Consider the following 16,043-nt stretch of genomic DNA (forward strand, 5'->3'; position numbering starts at 1 on the left):
GGAGGCGGAGCAACCGCGTCACCGCCATGGGGTAAGCCATGTTGAAAAAGATCGTGCCCTCGCTGGAGGAGGCCGTGGCTGGAGTGGCGGATGGCGCCACGCTGCTGATAGGCGGGTTTGGCGCTTCCGGCGTGCCGACGGAACTGCTGCAGGCGCTACTGGAGACCGGCGCCCGCGAACTGACCATCGTCAACAACAACGCGGGCAATGGCGAGCAGGGTTTGAGTCAGCTGATCCGGGCGGGGCGGGTGCGGAAAGTGATCTGCTCCTTTGCGCGCTCGTCGAATCCCAAGAAGCCCAATGCGGCGGCGTTCGGAGAGTGGTATGCCGCAGGCAGAATCGAACTGGAGGTGGTGCCGCAAGGCACGCTGGCCGAACGCTTGCGCGCGGCTGGAGCCGGCATGGGTCCGTTCTTCACGCCCACTGCCTACGGAACCCGCTTGGCGCACGGCAAGGAAGCGCGCGTGATCAATGGCCGCGGCTACGTCCTGGAAGAGCCGCTGCCGGGTGATGTGGCCTTCGTGAAGGCGCAGTACGGCGACAGTGCGGGCAATCTGACCTACCGCTACGCCAGCCGTAATTTCGGACCCGTGATGTGCATGGCCGCGCGGATGACTGTGGCCCAGGTAGACCAGCTGGTGTCTCTGGGGGAACTGGCGCCGGAGCAGATCATAACGCCCGGGATTTTCGTTCAACGCATCGTCGAGTACCCCAATGAGTATCAATAGCCTGTCCCGCGCGCGCATGGCGCAGATCGTCGCCGACGACATTCCGCCCGCCTCATACGTCAATCTGGGCATCGGCATGCCGACCTCGGTGGCCGACTATCTGAAGCCCGAGCGCGGCGTGGTGCTGCACAGCGAAAACGGCATCCTGGGCATGAAAGGCCTGCCGCCGGGCGCCGCGGTCGACACGGACCTGCTCAACGCCAGCAAGGAGCCCGTTGCGCTGGACATCGGTGCCTCGATCACCGACCACGTGGTGTCCTTCGCCATGATGCGCGGCGGCCATATCGATCTGACCGTGCTGGGCGCCTTCCAGGTTTCCGCCGACGGCGACCTGGCCAACTGGGACACGGGACGCGAAGACTCTATTCCAGCCGTGGGCGGGGCCATGGACCTGGTAGCAGGCGCCAAACGCATCTTCGTAATGATGCAGCACGTGGACCGGGATGGCCGGCCGAAGATCGTGCCTGAATGCACCTATCCCCTAACCGGCAAGGCCGTGGTCGATCGCATCTACAGCGATCTGGCAATCCTGGACATCACGCCGGACGGACTGCATGTGCGGGCGATGGTGCGCGGCCTGGATTTTGCGGCGCTGCAGGCGCGGACCTCGGTGGACTTGAAGCTGGACGATGCATGGATCGAACTGGCGCCCTGAATTTCAGGTGGACGCCGTCATTGGAGGAAGTCATGAGCTGGACGCAGGAGTTGGACGAACTGGCACGCCGCAAGGAATATTCCCTGCGCATGGGCGGCGCGGAAAAGGTGCAGCGTCAGCATGACGCGGGCAAGCTGGACATCCGCCAGCGGATTGAACGGCTGGTCGATGGCGGTTCGTTCGTCGAGGTGGGGGGACTGGCCGGTAGCGGTGAATACGACGAGCAGGGCCGCCTGGTCCAAGTGATGCCGTCGAACGTGATCATGGGACGGGCGGCGCTGGACAGCAAAAGCGTCGTAGTCGTGGGCGACGACTTCACCGTGCGCGGCGGCGCGAACGACGGCGCCGTGGGCGACAAGATGATTTTTGCCGAACAAATGGCGTTCGACCTGCGCCTGCCGCTGGTACGCCTGATCGACGGCACGGGCGGAGGCGGCTCGGTCAAGAACATCGAGAAGATGGGGCATGCGCTGCTGCCGAAGATGAAGATCTGGGCCTACGTGGCGCGCAACCTGGCCCAGGTCCCCGTGGTGTCGCTGGCCCTCGGGTCGGTGGCCGGCCAGGGCGCCGCGCGCGTCGCCGGCAGCCACTACTCCGTCATGGTCAAGGACACCTCGCAGCTGTTCATTGCGGGACCTCCGGTGGTGGCCAAGATCGGCCAGAAACTGGGCAAGAACGAGCTGGGCGGAAGCGCCATACACACCCGCAACGGGGTGGTGGACGATGAGGTGGATTCCGAGGACGAGGCTTTTGCGGCGGCGCGGCGTTTCCTGTCGTATCTGCCGGCGTCGGTCTACGAACTCGCGCCCAGGGGAGCGCCTCCCGTCACTGCGGCTGAACAGGAATGGTTGCGGACCGCCATTCCGAAGGACACGCGCAAGGTCTACAAGATCCGGCCGATATTGGACACCTTGTTCGATCCCGGCACCGTGTTCGAAATCGGCCGGCATTGGGGGAGGGCAATCGTGGGCGGGCTGGCTCGGGTGGATGGCTGGCCCGTGCTGTTCGTCGCCAGCAATCCCTATCACTATGGCGGCGGCTGGGACCGGCACACCGCCGAGAAATTCACCCGTCTGGTCGACCTGGCCGAAACCTTCCACCTGCCCGTGGTGAACCTGGTGGACATCGCGGGTTTCCAGATCGGCCTGGAAGCCGAGAAGGACGGCGTGATGCGCGCCGGAGTCAGGGCGTTGACGGCGGTCTCGCAGTCAACGGTGCCTTGGTTTTCGCTGATCATGCGGCGAGCCTTCGGCGTGGCCGCGGGCGGCCATCAGAATTCCAGCCGTTTCAATTTCCGCTATGCCTGGCCTTCGGCCCAGTGGGGCTCGCTGCCGATCGAGGGCGGCCTGGAGGTGGCGTACCGGTCGGAGATCGAGGCGGCCGCCGATCCCGAAGCCAAGCGCGCGGAAATCGAGGCAAGAGTGCGTGCTTTGACGTCGCCCTTCCGTAGCGCGGAGGCCTTCGTCATCGAAGACATCATCGATCCTGCCTGCACGCGTGCGCGCTTGGTCGAGTTCGCGAATCTGGCCGCACCGCTGCGCCAGCCCGGCCAGGTGGCCACCGGATACCGGCCCTGAGGTGCTGCAGATGAAGAAGATCCTGATCGCCAACCGGGGAGCCGCCGCCGCGCGTATCCTGCGTGCCGTGAGGGCGCTGGGCCTGCGGTCCGTGGTGGTGTACTCCGAGGCCGATGCCGACCTTCTGTATGTGCGCCAGGCGGATGAGAGCTATTGCATCGGGCCGGCGCCGGCGCGGGCCAGCTACCTCAACCAGGACCTGCTGCTCGAGGTCATGGCGCGTTGCGGCGCCGATGCGCTGCATCCGGGCTACGGATTCCTGTCCGAGAACGCACAGTTCGCGCGCAGGGTGGAAATGGCGGGGCATTGCTTCATCGGCCCGTCGTCCAAGTGGATCGACGCGCTCGGCAATAAGGCGAGTGCGCGTACGTTGATGCAACGGCATGGCCTGCAGGCAGGCGGCAGCACGGGCATCCTGCCCCGGGATGACATGGCGGCAGTACGCCAGGCGGCCGAGGCGCTAGGGTATCCGGTGCTGATCAAGCCAGCGGGCGGCGGCGGCGGTATAGGCATGATCCCCGTCCACGATCCTCGGGCGCTATCTGATTGCTGGGAGCGCGCCAGCGGCATGGCCGAAAAGGCCTTCGCCAACCCCACCCTGTACATGGAACGATTCGTGCGGTCTCCGCGGCATATCGAATTCCAGTTCCTGGCGGACAGGTTCGGCAATGTCCTGTCCTTGTTCGAACGGGATTGTTCCACCCAGCGCAGATACCAGAAGGTGATCGAGGAAGCGCCGGCGCCGGCCATCGACCGCCAGGCCGTGGCCAGCATGTCGCAGCGGCTGTCGGCGATCCTGGGAGAGATCGGCTACGACGTCATCGGCACGGTGGAGATGCTGTACACGCCGGACAGCGGCTTTTCGTTCCTTGAAGTCAACACGCGTTTGCAGGTCGAACACGCGATCTCGGAAGCGGTCACCGGCGTGGATATCGTGCAGGCGCAGATTCGCCTGGCGGCGGGCGAAAGGCTGTCCTCGGTGATCGACAGGCAGCCTGTCGTGACGGGGCATGCCATCGAGGCGCGCGTCTATGCCGAAGATCCCGTGCGCTTCCTGCCTTCGCCCGGCGTCCTGAAGATGTTCGAGTTACCGCAGTCCCGTCCCGGTTTGCGGATAGAGACTGGCTATGTGCAAGGCAACCGGGTTTCCAGCCATTACGACCCCATGGTGGCGAAGGTTGTTGCGCATGCGGCCGATCGCGCCAGCGCCATCGGTGAACTGAGCAGCGCGCTTGGCCGTATGCGGGTAGAGGGCATCAAGACCAACATTCCCATGATTCTTCAGGTGCTCGGATCGGAGCGGTTCCAGGCCGGAGCAATGACTGTCGACGGCTTGCAGGAAGTGATTTCAACAGAGTCGGTAAAGGAGCTTGCATGAAAAAAATAGTCTCCAACGTGGCGGGCCGTGTGGTCGCTTGTTGCGTGGAAGAGGGCGTGCAGATTCAGACGGGCGACGAGGCGTTCAAGGTCGAGTCGATGAAGATGGAAATCCCCGTTGAGAGCGAGGCAGCAGGCCGTATCGCCAAGGTGCTGGTGGCGGTCGGCGATGAAGTGGAGGAAGGGCAGGATCTTGCGTTGCTGGATTGAGGCGGACCGCCTCTGAACCTGGATAAAAAAGCGAGGAGACAATGTTCAAGACAATCAAAAAAGACGCGCCCGCAGCTTCTGCGCGCAAGCGTCCCCTGAAGATCCTGGCGCTGCTGGGATGCGCGGTCCTGCTGGGCGCTGGTACGGCTGGCGCGCAAACGGCGCAGGGCTTTCCGAACAAGCCGGTGACCATAAACGTTCCATTCTCGGCCGGCGGCACCACCGACATCCTGGCGCGCGTGATAGGCCAGCGCCTGAGCGAGCGCTGGGGCGTGTCGGTGGTGGTCGAGAACAAGCCCGGCGCGGGCGGCAACATTGGCACGGCGCAGGTGGCGCGCGCTGCGCCGGACGGCTACACGCTGGTGATGGGCACGATAGGCACGCACGCCATCAATCCCAGTCTGTACAAGTCCATGCCCTACGACGCCATCAAGGACTTCGCGCCGATCACGCGCACCGCCATGGTGCCGAATGCCCTGGTGGTGCCTAAGAATGCGCCGTATGACACCGTGAAGGAACTGATCGCCTACGGCAAGACCCATCCGGGGAAGCTCACCTTCGGCTCTTCCGGACATGGCAGCACGCTGCACATGTCCGGCGAGACTTTCAAGATGATGACCGGGGTCGACATGGTGCACGTGCCCTACAAGGGCAGCACGCCGGCGGTGACGGATCTGCTGGGCGGGCAGATCTCGATGATTTTCGACAATCTGCCTTCAGCGCTGCCGCACATCAAGGCCGGCCGGCTGAAGGTGTTGGCGGTGACCTCGGCGCAGCGCAGCGACCAACTGCCCGACGTGCCCACCGTGGCGGAGGCCGGCGTGCCTGGCTACGAGGTTGTGTCGTGGTTCGGCCTGTGGGCTCCCGCCAGAACGCCGGACGGCGTCGTGGCGGAAATCAACAAGCAGGTCGTCGCGATCATTCAGACCCCCGATATGCAGAAGCAGATCCGCGACCAGGGAGCGGTGCCCAATCCCGATACGCCCGCGGAGTTCGCCGCCTTCATCGGCAGCGAAGGCAGGAAGTGGGCCGAGGTGGTGCGCCGCGCCAATGTGACGACCGAGTAGGAATTCGACAGTACCGCGTCTGCCGGATGACGCCGGCAGGCGCGTTTTGAGGAGACTCAGGCATGGAACGCATGATGCAAGGCAAGGTGGTGGTGGTGACTGGGGCGGGAGGCGGCATAGGTCGCGAGGTGGCCCTGCAACTGGCGGCCGAGGGCGCCAAGGTCGTGGTCAACGACATCGGGGTCGCGCTCAACGGCGACGATCTGACCGCCAGGGAGGCGCCGGTGGCGCCCGCCGATGCGGTGGTCGCCGAGATACGCGCAGCGGGCGGCGTGGCGGTCGCCAACTTCGATTCGGTGGCGACCCATGCGTCCGCCAACGCCATCGTCCAGTGCGCCATGGACCAGTTCGGACGCATCGATGGCGTGGTCAACAACGCGGGAAATCTGCGCGACCGCTCCTTTCACAAGATGAGCGAGGAAGAATGGCGCGCGGTCATCGCGGTGCATCTCGACGGCACGTTCTTCGTCAGCCGGGCCGCGGCCACGCACTTCCGCGAACAGGAGGGCGGAGCGCTGGTGCACATGACCTCGACCTCCGGGCTGATCGGCAACTATGGCCAGGCCAACTACGGCGCGGCCAAGCTGGGCATCGTGGCCTTGTCCAAGATGATCGCGCTGGACATGGGCCGGTATGGCGTGCGCTCCAACTGCATCGCGCCGTCGGCCTGGAGCCGCATGACCAGTTCCATCCCCACCGACACGCCGCAACAGCGGGACCGGGTGGAGAAACTGAAGAAGATGGAGGCGGGCAAGATCGCGCCGATGGCCGTCTACTTGCTGAGCGATGCCGCGCGGGAGGTCAGCGGCCAGATATTCGCGGTGCGCGCCAACGAAATCATGCTGATGAGCCAGCCGCGCCCGTTGCGGTCGGTGCATTTCAGCGAAGGCTGGACTCCGCAGCGCATTGCCGAGATCGCCATCCCGGCGATGCAGAAGCACTTCTACCCCCTGGAACGCTCGCCCGACGTGATGAGCTGGGATCCGATCTGACTCGGCGGCCATGGACGTGGAATTGTCTTTGGGAAAAAGGGGAGGGAAGCCATGCGCTTGAGCCATGAGCAACTGTTGAACTACGAATTGCCGGAGATCAGGCAGCGCTACACGGCGCGCGACGCCATGCTGTATGCGCTGTCAGTGGGGCTGGGACGCGACCCCTTGGATGCCTGCGACCTTGCCTATGTGGGCAGGCGGCACGATCCGCTGGTGCTGCCGTACATGGCCGTGGTCCTGGGCTATCCGGGTTTCTGGCTGAATGCGCCCGATATCGGGGCCGATACGGTGCGGCTGCTGCACGGCGAGCAGGGGATGGAACTCTTCCATCCCATTCCCGCCTCCGGCGAACTGATAGGCAAGACCCGCGTCGTCGAGGCGGTGGACAAGGGTGAAAAGGGACTGCTGCTGTATTCCGAGAAAACCTTGACGGATGCCGGCACGGGGGTGCTCATCGCGCGGACTACCGCGACCCATGTGCTCAGGGGCGATGGCGGCATGGCGAATGCCGGCAGGCAGGCGCGTCCGGCGCACGCCATGCCCGGCGGTGCGCCGGACTGGACCGTGCCGGTGCGCACCCGGCCCGAGCAGGCGCTGGTATATCGGCTCAATGGCGACTACAACCCGCTGCACAGCGATCCGCAGATCGCCCGCGCCGCGGGATTCCCGCGGCCCATATTGCATGGGCTGTGCACCTTTGGCATGGTGTCGCACACCGTTGCGAGGCAGTTGCAGCCTGAGGCGGAAGGGGCCGTGCGTTCCGTGTCGCTGCGATTTTCTGGCCCGATGTATCCCGGCGAGACGCTAAGTGTGGAGGTCTGGCGGGACGGGTCCTTCCGGGCGAAGGTCGTGGAGCGCGACGCGATCGTCATCGACAATGGAGTATTGCGGGTCGCCAGCCTCGGATAGGGCGGGCCGAATCCAGGCCGCATGTTTGAGCGCGATGCGCATTTGCGCGCTGCAAAATGGAAGAGCGCCCCAGCTCTAGATGAGTCTGAGGCGCTCCTGCCCGGCTTCGCACGCGATGGGTGTCAGACAGCCCGGCAACTCAAATCTACTGCTGCGGCATAGGTTGAGCAATAGGGAAAACCCTTGAATATTAAAGGGTTACAGATACATGCCCTCGGCGGGGCAACTGGCCCGTGTGCCGGGCGCCGCTGACGTCAGTTGCCTGTCAATGGGGCCGCGACAACTTGATCCGCCTCGGTATCCGCGAATTGTGACGCCGGAGGCAGACGCCGACACTGAAGCCTGTCTTCACAGTGCCGGAGAGCGGATATGTCAGGGTTGCGGAAGCGTCAGTTGGGACAGGGCATGACCGAATACATCTATCGCCCGGAAAACCGCATAAACAAAGGCTTTGCGCAAAGGCGTCAATTAGATGTCTAAAACTCGGCCCAGTAAGCTGTACGCTTAACCAGCCTTTTTGCTCGGGCCTTTCACCAGCTTGGGCCGCTTGTCGCGCAGGTAGATTCGGGTCGTTCGAGGATCTGAATGGCCGAGTAGGGCGCTCGGATCGATGCCTTGCGACTCTGCATCGGTGCCGGCCATCGCGCGCAGGTCGTGGAGGGTGGCGTCAGGGACGTTTGCCTTGACGGCGGCATCCTTGAAGATGCGCCAAACGTTGGAATGGAGCCTGAGATTCCCCCCGCGGCCGCCAAGCAGATATTGGGTTCTGGTTTTCGAGCCCCGCAACTCTTTGGCGCGATCAACGGCCGCCCGGAGCTCCGGCGTCCATTCGACCACAAGCCGCTTCCCTGTCTTCTGCTGCTCGAAGTACACGCCTTCGCCACGCAGGTGGTCGAGTTCGATCTTCAACACATCACCGATTCGCTGCCCAGTCAGATAGCAAATGTCCATGACGCATTGAAGCCACGGCGGGCAGCCCTTATAGATGGCCGCATACTCCGTTGGCGTGATCAACCTATCCCTCGGCTTTTGAACAAAGCGCTTCACGCTCACGCATGGATTGGCTTCGACGCGACCACGGTCCAAGGCCCATTGGAAAACCAGCTTCAGAACGGTCAGCATCCTGTTTGCGAGAGCTTGACGGTCGGCGTACCCATCAAGTAGCTCAACTACGTCGCCATGACGCACCTGGCTTGGGTAGAAGGCGGCAAAAGCCACTTTCAGCTGCGCTGCACAGTATTCGTACTGCTTGCGCGTCGATTCGGCGACGTCCTTTGTTAGAAAGGGAATCGCGGCCTCGATCAGTGCGGGCATCCCGTCTGTGGGGGCGGCGACGATACGGGCGTACTCCGTCAGCGCGCTGTGCAGGTCGGCGCCGATCTTGCGCCACTTTCCACCTTTAACGTACCAGTACGCGCCGTGTTTCAGGTATACGCACGCGGGGAGGTGTCGGTCCTTGGTTCTTGGTCGCATGGCCTAGTGCTGCCTCCATTGCTGCCCGTAGGACCACAGGGGTCCCGTCGGGGCGAATCTTGAATGGGATAGAGAGGAAGCGCAGGGCCTCAATCTGCCCCGCCTTCCTGGTCTTCCCTGTGAGTTCGATCAGCTCCTCATGTGTGAGCGTGAGCATTTCGCCTCCAAAATGAAGCCCACGCTAGGTGGGCTTGCTGAGAACTTGATTCATTCGTGTCGGTTGCCGCCATCAACGGAACCGGGGGCGCTTCGCCCTGCTCGGCATCAGCAGCCCTGCGGCGATGCCTATGATGATCGCGAGCGGGACCGCAAGTGCATAGAGTGCTGTCATGGTTGCTCCGGTTGCGCGGACAGGGCAGCGCCGGACCAGGGGAGAGAGGCATACAGCCTGTAACCGCCGCTTTGGCCTTGTTTCAGCGAAGGGCAATAAACTGCGCGCATCTTCAACCCTGAGTCTTTCATATGAAAATCCTCTGTAGCTTGGCCATCGTGGCCAGTCTGTTGGCTGGCTGTGCCGTTTACACGCCGGATGGCGCCGTGATCGTTGATCCGCATGGCGGTGGTGGTGGCGGCGGCGGGTTCTGTCCGCCGGGGCAGGCCAAGAAGGGCAACTGCTAATCGCATTGGCGGAGGCATCCTACGCAAGAGGGGCCTCCGTTTTTATTTGCGCCTCCCCGGCTACAGGGCCGCTTGCCCGAAGGTTGCGAACCGCCTGCACGACGGGGTGGACGGGTTCAGCCGCGTGCTGGGCTTCGATGCGGTCGGATTCCTTCTCGTACTCGATCAGGTAGCCCACGATGGTCCGCGCGTAGGATTCGGCCAGGTTCGGCGACATTTCATCCCATTCCGTTTCCAGGCAGTCAGCAATGGCCTGGACGCGCCAATCATCGAGCGGCGCACGCTTGGGCTTGGCTACAGGGGCGCTTGCCAGGGCGGCGCGCAAATGTCGAATCTCTTCTGCCGCTTGCTCACACGCCTCGGCATCCGAGGCATCCCATGTGTGTTTGCCTGCCGTGTAGTTCCTAGCCATGGCGCGAAGCACGGGCCAGCGTGTACCGCCAGGCAGCCCATCGGCTACAGGGGCGCGCAGCTTTACCAGCGCCTTGTGGGCTTCGTACATGAGCAGGGTGAGGCCGTTTTCACCGCCGTGCAGCCCGATCCATTGGTGAAGCCGGGCAATCACGCATTCCGGGCTGTCGTAGCCGTGCTGCTGAATCACTGCATTGACGTATTCATCGCTCAGCGGATTGGTGTCTGCCGCCTGGGCGGTGGTGGTGTGGTCGGTCATGCTGACACTCCGATTGGGCTGGGGTACGATTCGGCGATCACAGGGAGGCACGTATGGATTCGCACGCGCAATGGGAGCCTATTGAGGTGATCCTGAAGGAAGACGGCACGTTCATCTGGGTCGTTTCGTACAACAAGCGCATTAGCCCGATCGAGGTGTCGTTTATCCAAGTGAAAGGGGTCACGCCTTTTGCGAGCCGTGAAGAGGCGATTGCCGACGGAGAGCGGTACATTGCTGAGCAGAAGGCGAAAAGCAAGTAGGACGGTCATTCTCGTATCCATCACCCCTCCTGCTGCTGAGAGGCGGCCTTCGGCGCATGGACGGTGATATCGCGTTCATCGCCGCCGTCCACGCGGATATCCGTGTCGGTCTCGTAGCCCCGCGCCCGCATGTACGACAGGAGCAACGACACGAAGGCGCCCGTGGCCACCTGTAGCGCCATGGCCGGATCGCGCTGGCAGATCTGCACATAGAGGTCGGTGATCTGATCCCCCAGCGATTCAATATCGGCGGTCATGCTTCACCCCCTTTGCCCTGCTGGGCAGCAATGGCGGCGTCAACCTCAACCGGGTCGAACAGTTCATGCGCGGCGTCGAAGTCGATCCAGTTGCCCGACCGATCTTCCACCCGCTTCACGCCTCCGTGATCGCCGATCCAGAAGCTGTATCGGGGCAGCGCGCACAGGCGTTTGCGCACGGCCTCGAAGGCTGCATCGCGGTCGGTCTGCTCATCCCTACGCGCTGCCGTGGTGGAGGGGGAAGCCCAGCCGACGACAAGGGGGCGGCGGTCGACGAGTTCAGCATCTTCCGCGGTGATGGTTCGAAAGGCGCTGGAGGCCCGAACCATAGCTGACACCTTTTGTCCCGATTCCATCCAGCGTTTGGCGATGGAGACGGAGTCCGTGAAGAGGGCAGGGAAGGTGCCCTCGCAGTGCCAGCCGATGATCTGGGGCTTGGTTTCTGTGCTGGGGGCGCTCATGCGGTAGCTTCCTCTTGTTCAAGGTCTATAGGTGCCTGTGTTTCGGGGGCGGCTTCTTGTGCCTCCTTGGCGGCTTTCTCGGCGCGTTTGGCGCGGACGGTTTCGACGGCGCCGTGGGCCTGGAACAGGTTGATCAGGTCTTCGGTCTTTACCGTGATGGTGTCGGCTGCTACGCGGCCTTCCTGGATGTCGATGAGGATTGCACGCTGGTTGGCGTCCAGTCCCTTGATGAAGGAGTCCACGCCGCTGATGAGCGGGGAGACGACTTTGCGGGGGAGGGGCCGGCCCTTGATATCGCCGACCGTGGTCTTTCCGCGATTTCGCAGATACTCGCCGGCAGCTTCACCGTACTTTTCGACTGCTGCAATCGCTACGGTGGGCTTCACCAGGTCAGCCAAGATCAAGTCATGAACGTCGGTGTTAGCGTTCGCCAAGGTCAGAAGCTTGCCGACCCATACGGCTGAGACGCCTTCAATCTCTGCGATTCGGTCGTTGTCCCATTTGAAGCGGGCCAAGCGCGCATATCCGAGCGCGGTATCGAGGATGAACAGGCCCTGCGCTTTCGAACTGGAGATAACGCGCTTCGTCCGTTCGGCGTCGTTGCCTTCGAACGCAACGACGTCGATCATCACAAAGCCGTCCTTGTCCTGCAGCGGAGCGCCGGCAGCGATTGCCCGCCCGATGTTCCTGTGTCTGCGGTGGCCGTCCACGATCCAGACCCCACCTTCGGCGCGAGGGCGAACCTCAAGCGCGGGGTACTGACCACCGGACATGATGTGGCGGAACAGGCTTTCTTCGGCCGCTTCGGCCTGCTGGCGAAGTTTGCCTCCCAGGCGTTCGATTGGGGCGCGGAGGTTGAAGCCGGGTTCGACGTGCAGATCCTCATACCGGACCTGCATTGCATGGGCGCGCTTGATTTCTTTCGAGAGGATCTTCTGCCGGAAAGAAACGGGGGCGGTGGATTCGGTCATGGGGTCTTCAGGAATCAGAATTTCTTCTCGCCGCCGAGCGCTTCCACCAGCTCGGCAAGCATTTTGGCGAGTTCGCCCGTCATGAGAACCATGTCCGAGTCGAACTTCTCGTCATCGTTCTGCGCGTAATCCGCGCCTTCCTTCAGCACGTCCAGTGGCGAGACACGGCGGATATCGAGGCTTTCGGTCAGAACGAACGAAATGCGGTCGGCCCAGGTCATTGCGAGGCGCGTGCATTGCTTGCCGGACTGGATGTGCCGGCGCGCGTCCTCCGCGTCGATGGAATGCTTGAGGTAGCGGACCGCCGCGCCGCTCGTGCCAGACGAGCGCAGTTCGGTGTCTTGGTTGATGGTGAAGTTGTTGGGCGCTTCGTCTTCGGCCAGCCAGCCGGTCATGGCCGCGGCGGGCGACTGCGCGACGTACAGGTTTTCCAGCGGCATTGGGTCAACCGTCTTCGCCAGCAGGCCGATGACCTCGTCTGCCTTAGCCGATGAGGCGGTGTCGATCACCAGCCAGCGGCCCACCGGATCGATCCACACGCGTGTATCGCGGTAGATGCTGAAGGCGCGCGGCAGGAGTTCATCCATGGCGCGTTCCTTGATTTCCTTAATCTGCTTGCGGCCCGGCTTGTAGCCTTGCTGCTCTTCGATTTCCTGGGCGCGGGCCTTGGCTACTTGGTTGATCACGGTGCCGGGCAACAGCTTCTTCTCGGCGCGCAGGCTGAGCAGGAATCGGCCAGCGACCGGATGGGCAAGTTCGCCGCCTTCGCGTGGCGCTATCCATCCGATGGACTGCATTTCGAGGTTGTTGCCTGGCTGGAACGCGTGGCGCTTGAGGCCCGCCTGCAGCCTTTCAGCGTAGTCGGACAGCGCGGCGGACAACCGGTAGACCTTCAGATTTCTGAACCACATGGGTGATTAACTCCTTTGCTGGGTTTGAGGCGTGTTGCTGGCGCGCTGGCTTTCTTTTTCGGAGGGCCGGGCCGTTTGCCGGTGTGGGTGCGGCGCTTCCAGATGTTCCGGATGGCCTGGGTGCTGACGCCGAAGCATTCCGCCAAGTCGTTGCTGGGGAGCGAACCCTGAACCGAGCGGATGAATGCCGCTTCCCGACGAGAGATCGGTTTGGGAGTGGGGTCTTCCCAGATGAGGCGACTCGTCGGGGGCGCGATTTGCGGCGTCCAGCCGCTGCTGTCCCGCACGATGAACTGGATGCCGTTCATAGGATGCTCCGCAGCAGCCAGCCCAGGATCGTCGGGCCGAACAGGAAGAACGCGGCCAGCGCCAGGCTGGCAGGCCAGGCCCACAGCGGGATATCCGCGTCGTCGTTCCAGTTGCCTTTGCCGGCGTGGTCGCGGGGAGCGATCAGGGCGCCCAGCTTGCGGGCTGCCTGCTTGATCGTGATGGGGTGACGGTGGCGCACCGGGGGCGCGCTTGCGCTGATGGTGTTCATGTCGGGTTCCAGGGGTCAGCCGCGACATAGCGGCGGGTGAAGTAGTTGCCGATGGGGACCAGGGCCACCGCCACCAGGGCGAGCAGCGCCAGGCCCCACCAGATGGCGGGGATAGTTGAGGGCATGGGGATTTGCGCGGAACGCGCGGTGGTGGGCTTCGGAGAGCAGGCCGGGAAAGCAGCCAGTGGTATCGAACGAAAGTCACTTTCGCGCCGGTGACGTTGCGGCGCCGACCCGCTCTCCGAAGCCTCCCCGACGAGCGGGGCAGGATGGGGAAGTCTTACAGGTCGCCGTTGCGGTCCAGCACGTTGATGATGGACAGGACGATATCGAACAGGTCTTCAAAGAACTTGATCATGTCGTTTTCCCATGAGTGGAAAGGTGGAATCGAAAGTGGTGGGCGGACTTAAGTTGGCGGAATTTTTGCCGTTGGCATTTAGCTGTCTTGACTTCTCTAGGAGCGCTTATGTTTTCCGGCATCGGTTTCATGCTTGATTGGGTAGTGTTGGCTTTGTGGTCCGCAGGCCTAATGTTCCTTGTTGGCTTGTTGGCTTGGGGGTGCGCCAAGCTGGTGGATCAGCCCTTGGTTCGATGGGTCCTGCCTGCGGTGGCGATGGTTGCTTTGATTTGCGTACATGGCTGGGATGTCTGGTTCCAAAGCGAGCCAGCGTCTTGGATCCAGCATTTGGAAAGCCGTGGAGGCCCAACTCACGAACAGCAAATCAAGCTGATTTGGGCTGCCTTTATCGGTGGCATCGCCGGCTTTGTCCTCTCCATTGCCGCAGAAAGCTGGTACTCAGGGCGCTGGCGCTACTGAGGCTGTCTGATGCGGCTCTCGGCTCATGTCCTCATAAACGGGACATGAGCCGGGACTGTCAGGTTTGCCAGTAGGTGATGTCTTCGCGGACTGCTTCAGTCGGCGTCCATCCGTCCGGCCGGTAGTCGTCTGCCAGGGCACCGGCGAAACCCCACGCTTGCGTCAGCGTGAGGCCAGTGATGCGCCGATAGGCAAGCGCAGCGCGCATGCGCCAAATCAGCTTCAGCATGGTCATTTCCTCATTGCAGGGGATCAGTCGTCGTACTGCTCGGAAGCGGCTGACTCCACCTCGTCCGGCCCCATGTCGAATTCGAGGCGCGTGCGGCCGACGTAGAGGGCGAGCAGGGTGCCTTCGAAGCCGCCCACAGCAGTGGGAAGGGACCCAGGCGTAACCTGCTTGCCGTCCAGCTTCATCGAGTAGCAGCGGCCCTCCTCATTGAAATCAAGCCTGTAATCTGCGGCGTACTTCTTGGTCTCGCTCGTCCCGCTGCCGTAGCGGCTCCCTTTGTTCGTTTCACGGTCAAGGTAGAGGTGCGAGAACCCATACTGTTGCTCAAACAGCGCGTAGAACGCCTCGTGTTTCTCGACGTGCAAGCCGTGCCGCGCATCCTCCATGAGTTGGGAGAGTTTGACGGTGGCGGGCATGTCGGGCATCACGCTGGCGGCGGCCTTTGCCAGCGCGGTATTCAGGGCGGTCGCGTTCTGGCCGTGGACCGCGTTGCGCAAAACCTCGTTCAACACGTGCTGGAACTTCGCGACATCGGCTATTTCGATGCCGTGCGGCATCGCCGCTGCAAGCTGGTCCTTGAGAGCGGTGCGGAAGGTGCTGCGATAGCCCGTCGCGTCATCAATGGCGCTGGTAATGGCGCCGATGATGTGCTTGTCCAGGATGGGCTGCAGCTTTCCGGGTGCGAGTGCCTGGGCGACGGCTGCCTCCAGGTCGATATTGACTTTGAGTTCCATGGGATTCCTTCGCGCGGGCATGCGCTGGGTGGGGGGAGTGCTTCGGTAAGCGCTGACTCGCAGCGCTGGCCGAAACCCGCTTTTCAGCGGTTCGGTGAGTGCGGGCTACATCCAGCCCATAACAGCGCCGAGGGGTGCGAAGACGACGCCGACCGCGCGGCCGACTTCGAAAGCGGTCCAATCTGCTACTGGCAGGCTGATCTGAAAAATCTTGACGATGTTCAAGATCCAGCCAATCAGCCCTGTAATACAAAGTGCGACCCAAGCGACTGCTGCGCCCGCGAAGATGGTCTCTTTGGCATCAAACATGCATCCCTCCTTGTTCATCGGTCTGCGCCCTGTCACGGCGCAGGCAGATGGCCGGGGTTATCGTCGCCACGCCCGGCTGGGCGTTGCCTGGCCGCAATGGGTCAGGCACACAGGGCCCGGGGGCGCTGACCCCTGGGGTAGTCCTGTTTCGCCCATCCTCCCTCGCGGGGGCGGGCGGCCTCGGTTGTTAAAGAGCGGTTCTCGCCTTCCCCATTCCGACTTTGTGGCGGTGACGTCTCCCGCTTCAGGCGATGCCCTGACTGCTGGCTGCGGGTCCGTG

At 63.0% G+C, this 16,043-nt stretch carries 23 protein-coding genes; 10 read left to right on the top strand and 13 right to left on the bottom strand.

From position 1 onward, the window contains the following. Positions 1–38 precede the first annotated feature (38 nt). The 8 genes from AC6LKD_RS08105 (at position 39) to AC6LKD_RS08140 (ending at position 7,515) form a co-directional block, all read left to right on the top strand. Positions 39–728, top strand: a complete 690-nt coding sequence (locus AC6LKD_RS08105) for a 3-oxoacid CoA-transferase subunit A (protein WP_498115797.1) — start codon at positions 39–41, stop codon at positions 726–728. Further along, positions 715–1,383, top strand: coding sequence for a 3-oxoacid CoA-transferase subunit B (locus AC6LKD_RS08110; RefSeq protein ID WP_013392844.1), 669 nt, complete (start codon positions 715–717; stop codon positions 1,381–1,383). The genes AC6LKD_RS08105 and AC6LKD_RS08110 overlap by 14 nt, the downstream gene beginning before the upstream one ends. 32 nt (positions 1,384–1,415) lie before the next feature. Beyond that, positions 1,416–2,960, top strand: coding sequence for an acyl-CoA carboxylase subunit beta (locus AC6LKD_RS08115; RefSeq protein ID WP_498115799.1), 1,545 nt, complete (start codon positions 1,416–1,418; stop codon positions 2,958–2,960). A gap of 10 nt (positions 2,961–2,970) precedes the next feature. After that, positions 2,971–4,338, top strand: a complete 1,368-nt coding sequence (locus AC6LKD_RS08120; protein ID WP_498115801.1) for an acetyl-CoA carboxylase biotin carboxylase subunit — start codon at positions 2,971–2,973, stop codon at positions 4,336–4,338. Next, a complete protein-coding gene (locus tag AC6LKD_RS08125) occupies positions 4,335–4,547 on the top strand; it encodes an acyl-CoA carboxylase biotin carboxyl carrier protein subunit (RefSeq protein WP_013392847.1) in 213 nt (70 codons plus the stop codon). The genes AC6LKD_RS08120 and AC6LKD_RS08125 overlap by 4 nt, the downstream gene beginning before the upstream one ends. Before the next feature lie 41 nt (positions 4,548–4,588). Beyond that, the gene (locus AC6LKD_RS08130) at positions 4,589–5,614 is read left to right on the top strand and encodes a Bug family tripartite tricarboxylate transporter substrate binding protein (protein WP_498115803.1); all 1,026 of its coding nucleotides are present in this window, start codon (positions 4,589–4,591) and stop codon (positions 5,612–5,614) included. Between the two features lie 62 nt (positions 5,615–5,676). After that, positions 5,677–6,606, top strand: a complete 930-nt coding sequence (locus AC6LKD_RS08135) for an SDR family oxidoreductase (RefSeq protein WP_498115805.1) — start codon at positions 5,677–5,679, stop codon at positions 6,604–6,606. A 51-nt stretch (positions 6,607–6,657) separates the two neighbouring features. After that, complete coding sequence (locus AC6LKD_RS08140) at positions 6,658–7,515, top strand: MaoC/PaaZ C-terminal domain-containing protein (protein WP_492276766.1); 858 nt, start codon at positions 6,658–6,660, stop codon at positions 7,513–7,515. Between the two features lie 504 nt (positions 7,516–8,019). Here the strand turns inward: AC6LKD_RS08140 and AC6LKD_RS08145 are convergent. The 3 genes from AC6LKD_RS08145 to AC6LKD_RS08155 all read right to left on the bottom strand — a co-directional run bounded on the left by AC6LKD_RS08145 (position 8,020) and on the right by AC6LKD_RS08155 (position 10,276). Beyond that, positions 8,020–8,988: a tyrosine-type recombinase/integrase gene (locus AC6LKD_RS08145; protein WP_498115807.1), complete on the bottom strand. Its 969-nt coding sequence runs from the start codon at positions 8,986–8,988 to the stop codon at positions 8,020–8,022. Beyond that, positions 8,915–9,145 carry a DUF4224 domain-containing protein gene (locus AC6LKD_RS08150; protein ID WP_498115808.1) on the bottom strand — a complete coding sequence of 77 codons (231 nt, stop codon included), beginning with the start codon at positions 9,143–9,145 and terminating at the stop codon, positions 8,915–8,917. Before AC6LKD_RS08150 ends, AC6LKD_RS08145 begins: the two co-directional genes overlap by 74 nt. A gap of 480 nt (positions 9,146–9,625) precedes the next feature. Continuing rightward, positions 9,626–10,276 carry a hypothetical protein gene (locus AC6LKD_RS08155; RefSeq protein ID WP_498115809.1) on the bottom strand — a complete coding sequence of 217 codons (651 nt, stop codon included), beginning with the start codon at positions 10,274–10,276 and terminating at the stop codon, positions 9,626–9,628. Between the two features lie 53 nt (positions 10,277–10,329). Between AC6LKD_RS08155 and AC6LKD_RS08160 the strand changes: the two genes are divergently transcribed. Then, positions 10,330–10,536: a hypothetical protein gene (locus AC6LKD_RS08160; RefSeq protein ID WP_498115811.1), complete on the top strand. Its 207-nt coding sequence runs from the start codon at positions 10,330–10,332 to the stop codon at positions 10,534–10,536. Between the two features lie 20 nt (positions 10,537–10,556). Here the strand turns inward: AC6LKD_RS08160 and AC6LKD_RS08165 are convergent, their stop codons facing one another. The 7 genes from AC6LKD_RS08165 to AC6LKD_RS08195 are packed head-to-tail and all read right to left on the bottom strand — an operon-like array spanning position 10,557 to position 13,799. Beyond that, positions 10,557–10,793 carry a hypothetical protein gene (locus tag AC6LKD_RS08165; protein WP_498115812.1) on the bottom strand — a complete coding sequence of 79 codons (237 nt, stop codon included), beginning with the start codon at positions 10,791–10,793 and terminating at the stop codon, positions 10,557–10,559. Continuing rightward, positions 10,790–11,254 carry a hypothetical protein gene (locus AC6LKD_RS08170; protein WP_498115814.1) on the bottom strand — a complete coding sequence of 155 codons (465 nt, stop codon included), beginning with the start codon at positions 11,252–11,254 and terminating at the stop codon, positions 10,790–10,792. The genes AC6LKD_RS08165 and AC6LKD_RS08170 overlap by 4 nt, the downstream gene beginning before the upstream one ends. Further along, positions 11,251–12,225, bottom strand: coding sequence for a hypothetical protein (locus AC6LKD_RS08175; protein ID WP_498115815.1), 975 nt, complete (start codon positions 12,223–12,225; stop codon positions 11,251–11,253). The genes AC6LKD_RS08170 and AC6LKD_RS08175 overlap by 4 nt, the downstream gene beginning before the upstream one ends. Positions 12,226–12,239: 14 nt before the next feature. Further along, positions 12,240–13,136: a recombination-associated protein RdgC gene (locus tag AC6LKD_RS08180; protein WP_498115817.1), complete on the bottom strand. Its 897-nt coding sequence runs from the start codon at positions 13,134–13,136 to the stop codon at positions 12,240–12,242. After that, the gene (locus tag AC6LKD_RS08185; RefSeq protein WP_498115819.1) at positions 13,118–13,444 is read right to left on the bottom strand and encodes a hypothetical protein; all 327 of its coding nucleotides are present in this window, start codon (positions 13,442–13,444) and stop codon (positions 13,118–13,120) included. The genes AC6LKD_RS08180 and AC6LKD_RS08185 overlap by 19 nt, the downstream gene beginning before the upstream one ends. Beyond that, positions 13,441–13,674, bottom strand: coding sequence for a hypothetical protein (locus AC6LKD_RS08190; RefSeq protein WP_498115821.1), 234 nt, complete (start codon positions 13,672–13,674; stop codon positions 13,441–13,443). Before AC6LKD_RS08190 ends, AC6LKD_RS08185 begins: the two co-directional genes overlap by 4 nt. Then, positions 13,671–13,799: a hypothetical protein gene (locus tag AC6LKD_RS08195; protein ID WP_262761087.1), complete on the bottom strand. Its 129-nt coding sequence runs from the start codon at positions 13,797–13,799 to the stop codon at positions 13,671–13,673. Before AC6LKD_RS08195 ends, AC6LKD_RS08190 begins: the two co-directional genes overlap by 4 nt. 341 nt (positions 13,800–14,140) lie before the next feature. Between AC6LKD_RS08195 and AC6LKD_RS08200 the strand changes: the two genes are divergently transcribed. Further along, positions 14,141–14,491: a hypothetical protein gene (locus AC6LKD_RS08200; protein WP_498115823.1), complete on the top strand. Its 351-nt coding sequence runs from the start codon at positions 14,141–14,143 to the stop codon at positions 14,489–14,491. Between the two features lie 58 nt (positions 14,492–14,549). On the opposite strand, the gene AC6LKD_RS08205 is transcribed toward AC6LKD_RS08200, so the two are convergent. From AC6LKD_RS08205 to AC6LKD_RS08215, 3 genes are all read right to left on the bottom strand, one after another. After that, positions 14,550–14,720, bottom strand: coding sequence for a hypothetical protein (locus tag AC6LKD_RS08205; protein WP_160144423.1), 171 nt, complete (start codon positions 14,718–14,720; stop codon positions 14,550–14,552). A gap of 23 nt (positions 14,721–14,743) precedes the next feature. Next, positions 14,744–15,454, bottom strand: a complete 711-nt coding sequence (locus AC6LKD_RS08210) for a hypothetical protein (protein ID WP_498115825.1) — start codon at positions 15,452–15,454, stop codon at positions 14,744–14,746. Between the two features lie 105 nt (positions 15,455–15,559). Then, a complete protein-coding gene (locus tag AC6LKD_RS08215; protein ID WP_498115827.1) occupies positions 15,560–15,763 on the bottom strand; it encodes a hypothetical protein in 204 nt (67 codons plus the stop codon). Between the last annotated feature and the right edge of the window lie 280 nt (positions 15,764–16,043).

The sequence above is a fragment of the Achromobacter sp. D7-1 genome, from assembly GCF_059760445.1.

Excerpts from the sequence above, each read along its gene's own strand:
- AC6LKD_RS08205 (WP_160144423.1), bottom strand. The coding sequence starts at position 14,720 with ATGCTGAAGCTGATTTGGCGCATGCGCGCTGCGCTTGCCTATCGGCGC.
- AC6LKD_RS08175 (WP_498115815.1), bottom strand. The coding sequence starts at position 12,225 with ATGACCGAATCCACCGCCCCCGTTTCTTTCCGGCAGAAGATCCTCTCG.
- AC6LKD_RS08210 (WP_498115825.1), bottom strand. The coding sequence starts at position 15,454 with ATGGAACTCAAAGTCAATATCGACCTGGAGGCAGCCGTCGCCCAGGCA.
- AC6LKD_RS08145 (WP_498115807.1), bottom strand. The coding sequence starts at position 8,988 with ATGCGACCAAGAACCAAGGACCGACACCTCCCCGCGTGCGTATACCTG.
- AC6LKD_RS08120 (WP_498115801.1), top strand. The coding sequence starts at position 2,971 with ATGAAGAAGATCCTGATCGCCAACCGGGGAGCCGCCGCCGCGCGTATC.
- AC6LKD_RS08170 (WP_498115814.1), bottom strand. The coding sequence starts at position 11,254 with ATGAGCGCCCCCAGCACAGAAACCAAGCCCCAGATCATCGGCTGGCAC.
- AC6LKD_RS08130 (WP_498115803.1), top strand. The coding sequence starts at position 4,589 with ATGTTCAAGACAATCAAAAAAGACGCGCCCGCAGCTTCTGCGCGCAAG.
- AC6LKD_RS08200 (WP_498115823.1), top strand. The coding sequence starts at position 14,141 with ATGTTTTCCGGCATCGGTTTCATGCTTGATTGGGTAGTGTTGGCTTTG.
- AC6LKD_RS08135 (WP_498115805.1), top strand. The coding sequence starts at position 5,677 with ATGGAACGCATGATGCAAGGCAAGGTGGTGGTGGTGACTGGGGCGGGA.
- AC6LKD_RS08160 (WP_498115811.1), top strand. The coding sequence starts at position 10,330 with ATGGATTCGCACGCGCAATGGGAGCCTATTGAGGTGATCCTGAAGGAA.
- AC6LKD_RS08165 (WP_498115812.1), bottom strand. The coding sequence starts at position 10,793 with ATGACCGCCGATATTGAATCGCTGGGGGATCAGATCACCGACCTCTAT.
- AC6LKD_RS08150 (WP_498115808.1), bottom strand. The coding sequence starts at position 9,145 with ATGCTCACGCTCACACATGAGGAGCTGATCGAACTCACAGGGAAGACC.
- AC6LKD_RS08180 (WP_498115817.1), bottom strand. The coding sequence starts at position 13,136 with ATGTGGTTCAGAAATCTGAAGGTCTACCGGTTGTCCGCCGCGCTGTCC.
- AC6LKD_RS08215 (WP_498115827.1), bottom strand. The coding sequence starts at position 15,763 with ATGTTTGATGCCAAAGAGACCATCTTCGCGGGCGCAGCAGTCGCTTGG.
- AC6LKD_RS08110 (WP_013392844.1), top strand. The coding sequence starts at position 715 with ATGAGTATCAATAGCCTGTCCCGCGCGCGCATGGCGCAGATCGTCGCC.
- AC6LKD_RS08195 (WP_262761087.1), bottom strand. The coding sequence starts at position 13,799 with ATGCCCTCAACTATCCCCGCCATCTGGTGGGGCCTGGCGCTGCTCGCC.
- AC6LKD_RS08105 (WP_498115797.1), top strand. The coding sequence starts at position 39 with ATGTTGAAAAAGATCGTGCCCTCGCTGGAGGAGGCCGTGGCTGGAGTG.
- AC6LKD_RS08155 (WP_498115809.1), bottom strand. The coding sequence starts at position 10,276 with ATGACCGACCACACCACCACCGCCCAGGCGGCAGACACCAATCCGCTG.
- AC6LKD_RS08140 (WP_492276766.1), top strand. The coding sequence starts at position 6,658 with ATGCGCTTGAGCCATGAGCAACTGTTGAACTACGAATTGCCGGAGATC.
- AC6LKD_RS08185 (WP_498115819.1), bottom strand. The coding sequence starts at position 13,444 with ATGAACGGCATCCAGTTCATCGTGCGGGACAGCAGCGGCTGGACGCCG.
- AC6LKD_RS08115 (WP_498115799.1), top strand. The coding sequence starts at position 1,416 with ATGAGCTGGACGCAGGAGTTGGACGAACTGGCACGCCGCAAGGAATAT.
- AC6LKD_RS08125 (WP_013392847.1), top strand. The coding sequence starts at position 4,335 with ATGAAAAAAATAGTCTCCAACGTGGCGGGCCGTGTGGTCGCTTGTTGC.
- AC6LKD_RS08190 (WP_498115821.1), bottom strand. The coding sequence starts at position 13,674 with ATGAACACCATCAGCGCAAGCGCGCCCCCGGTGCGCCACCGTCACCCC.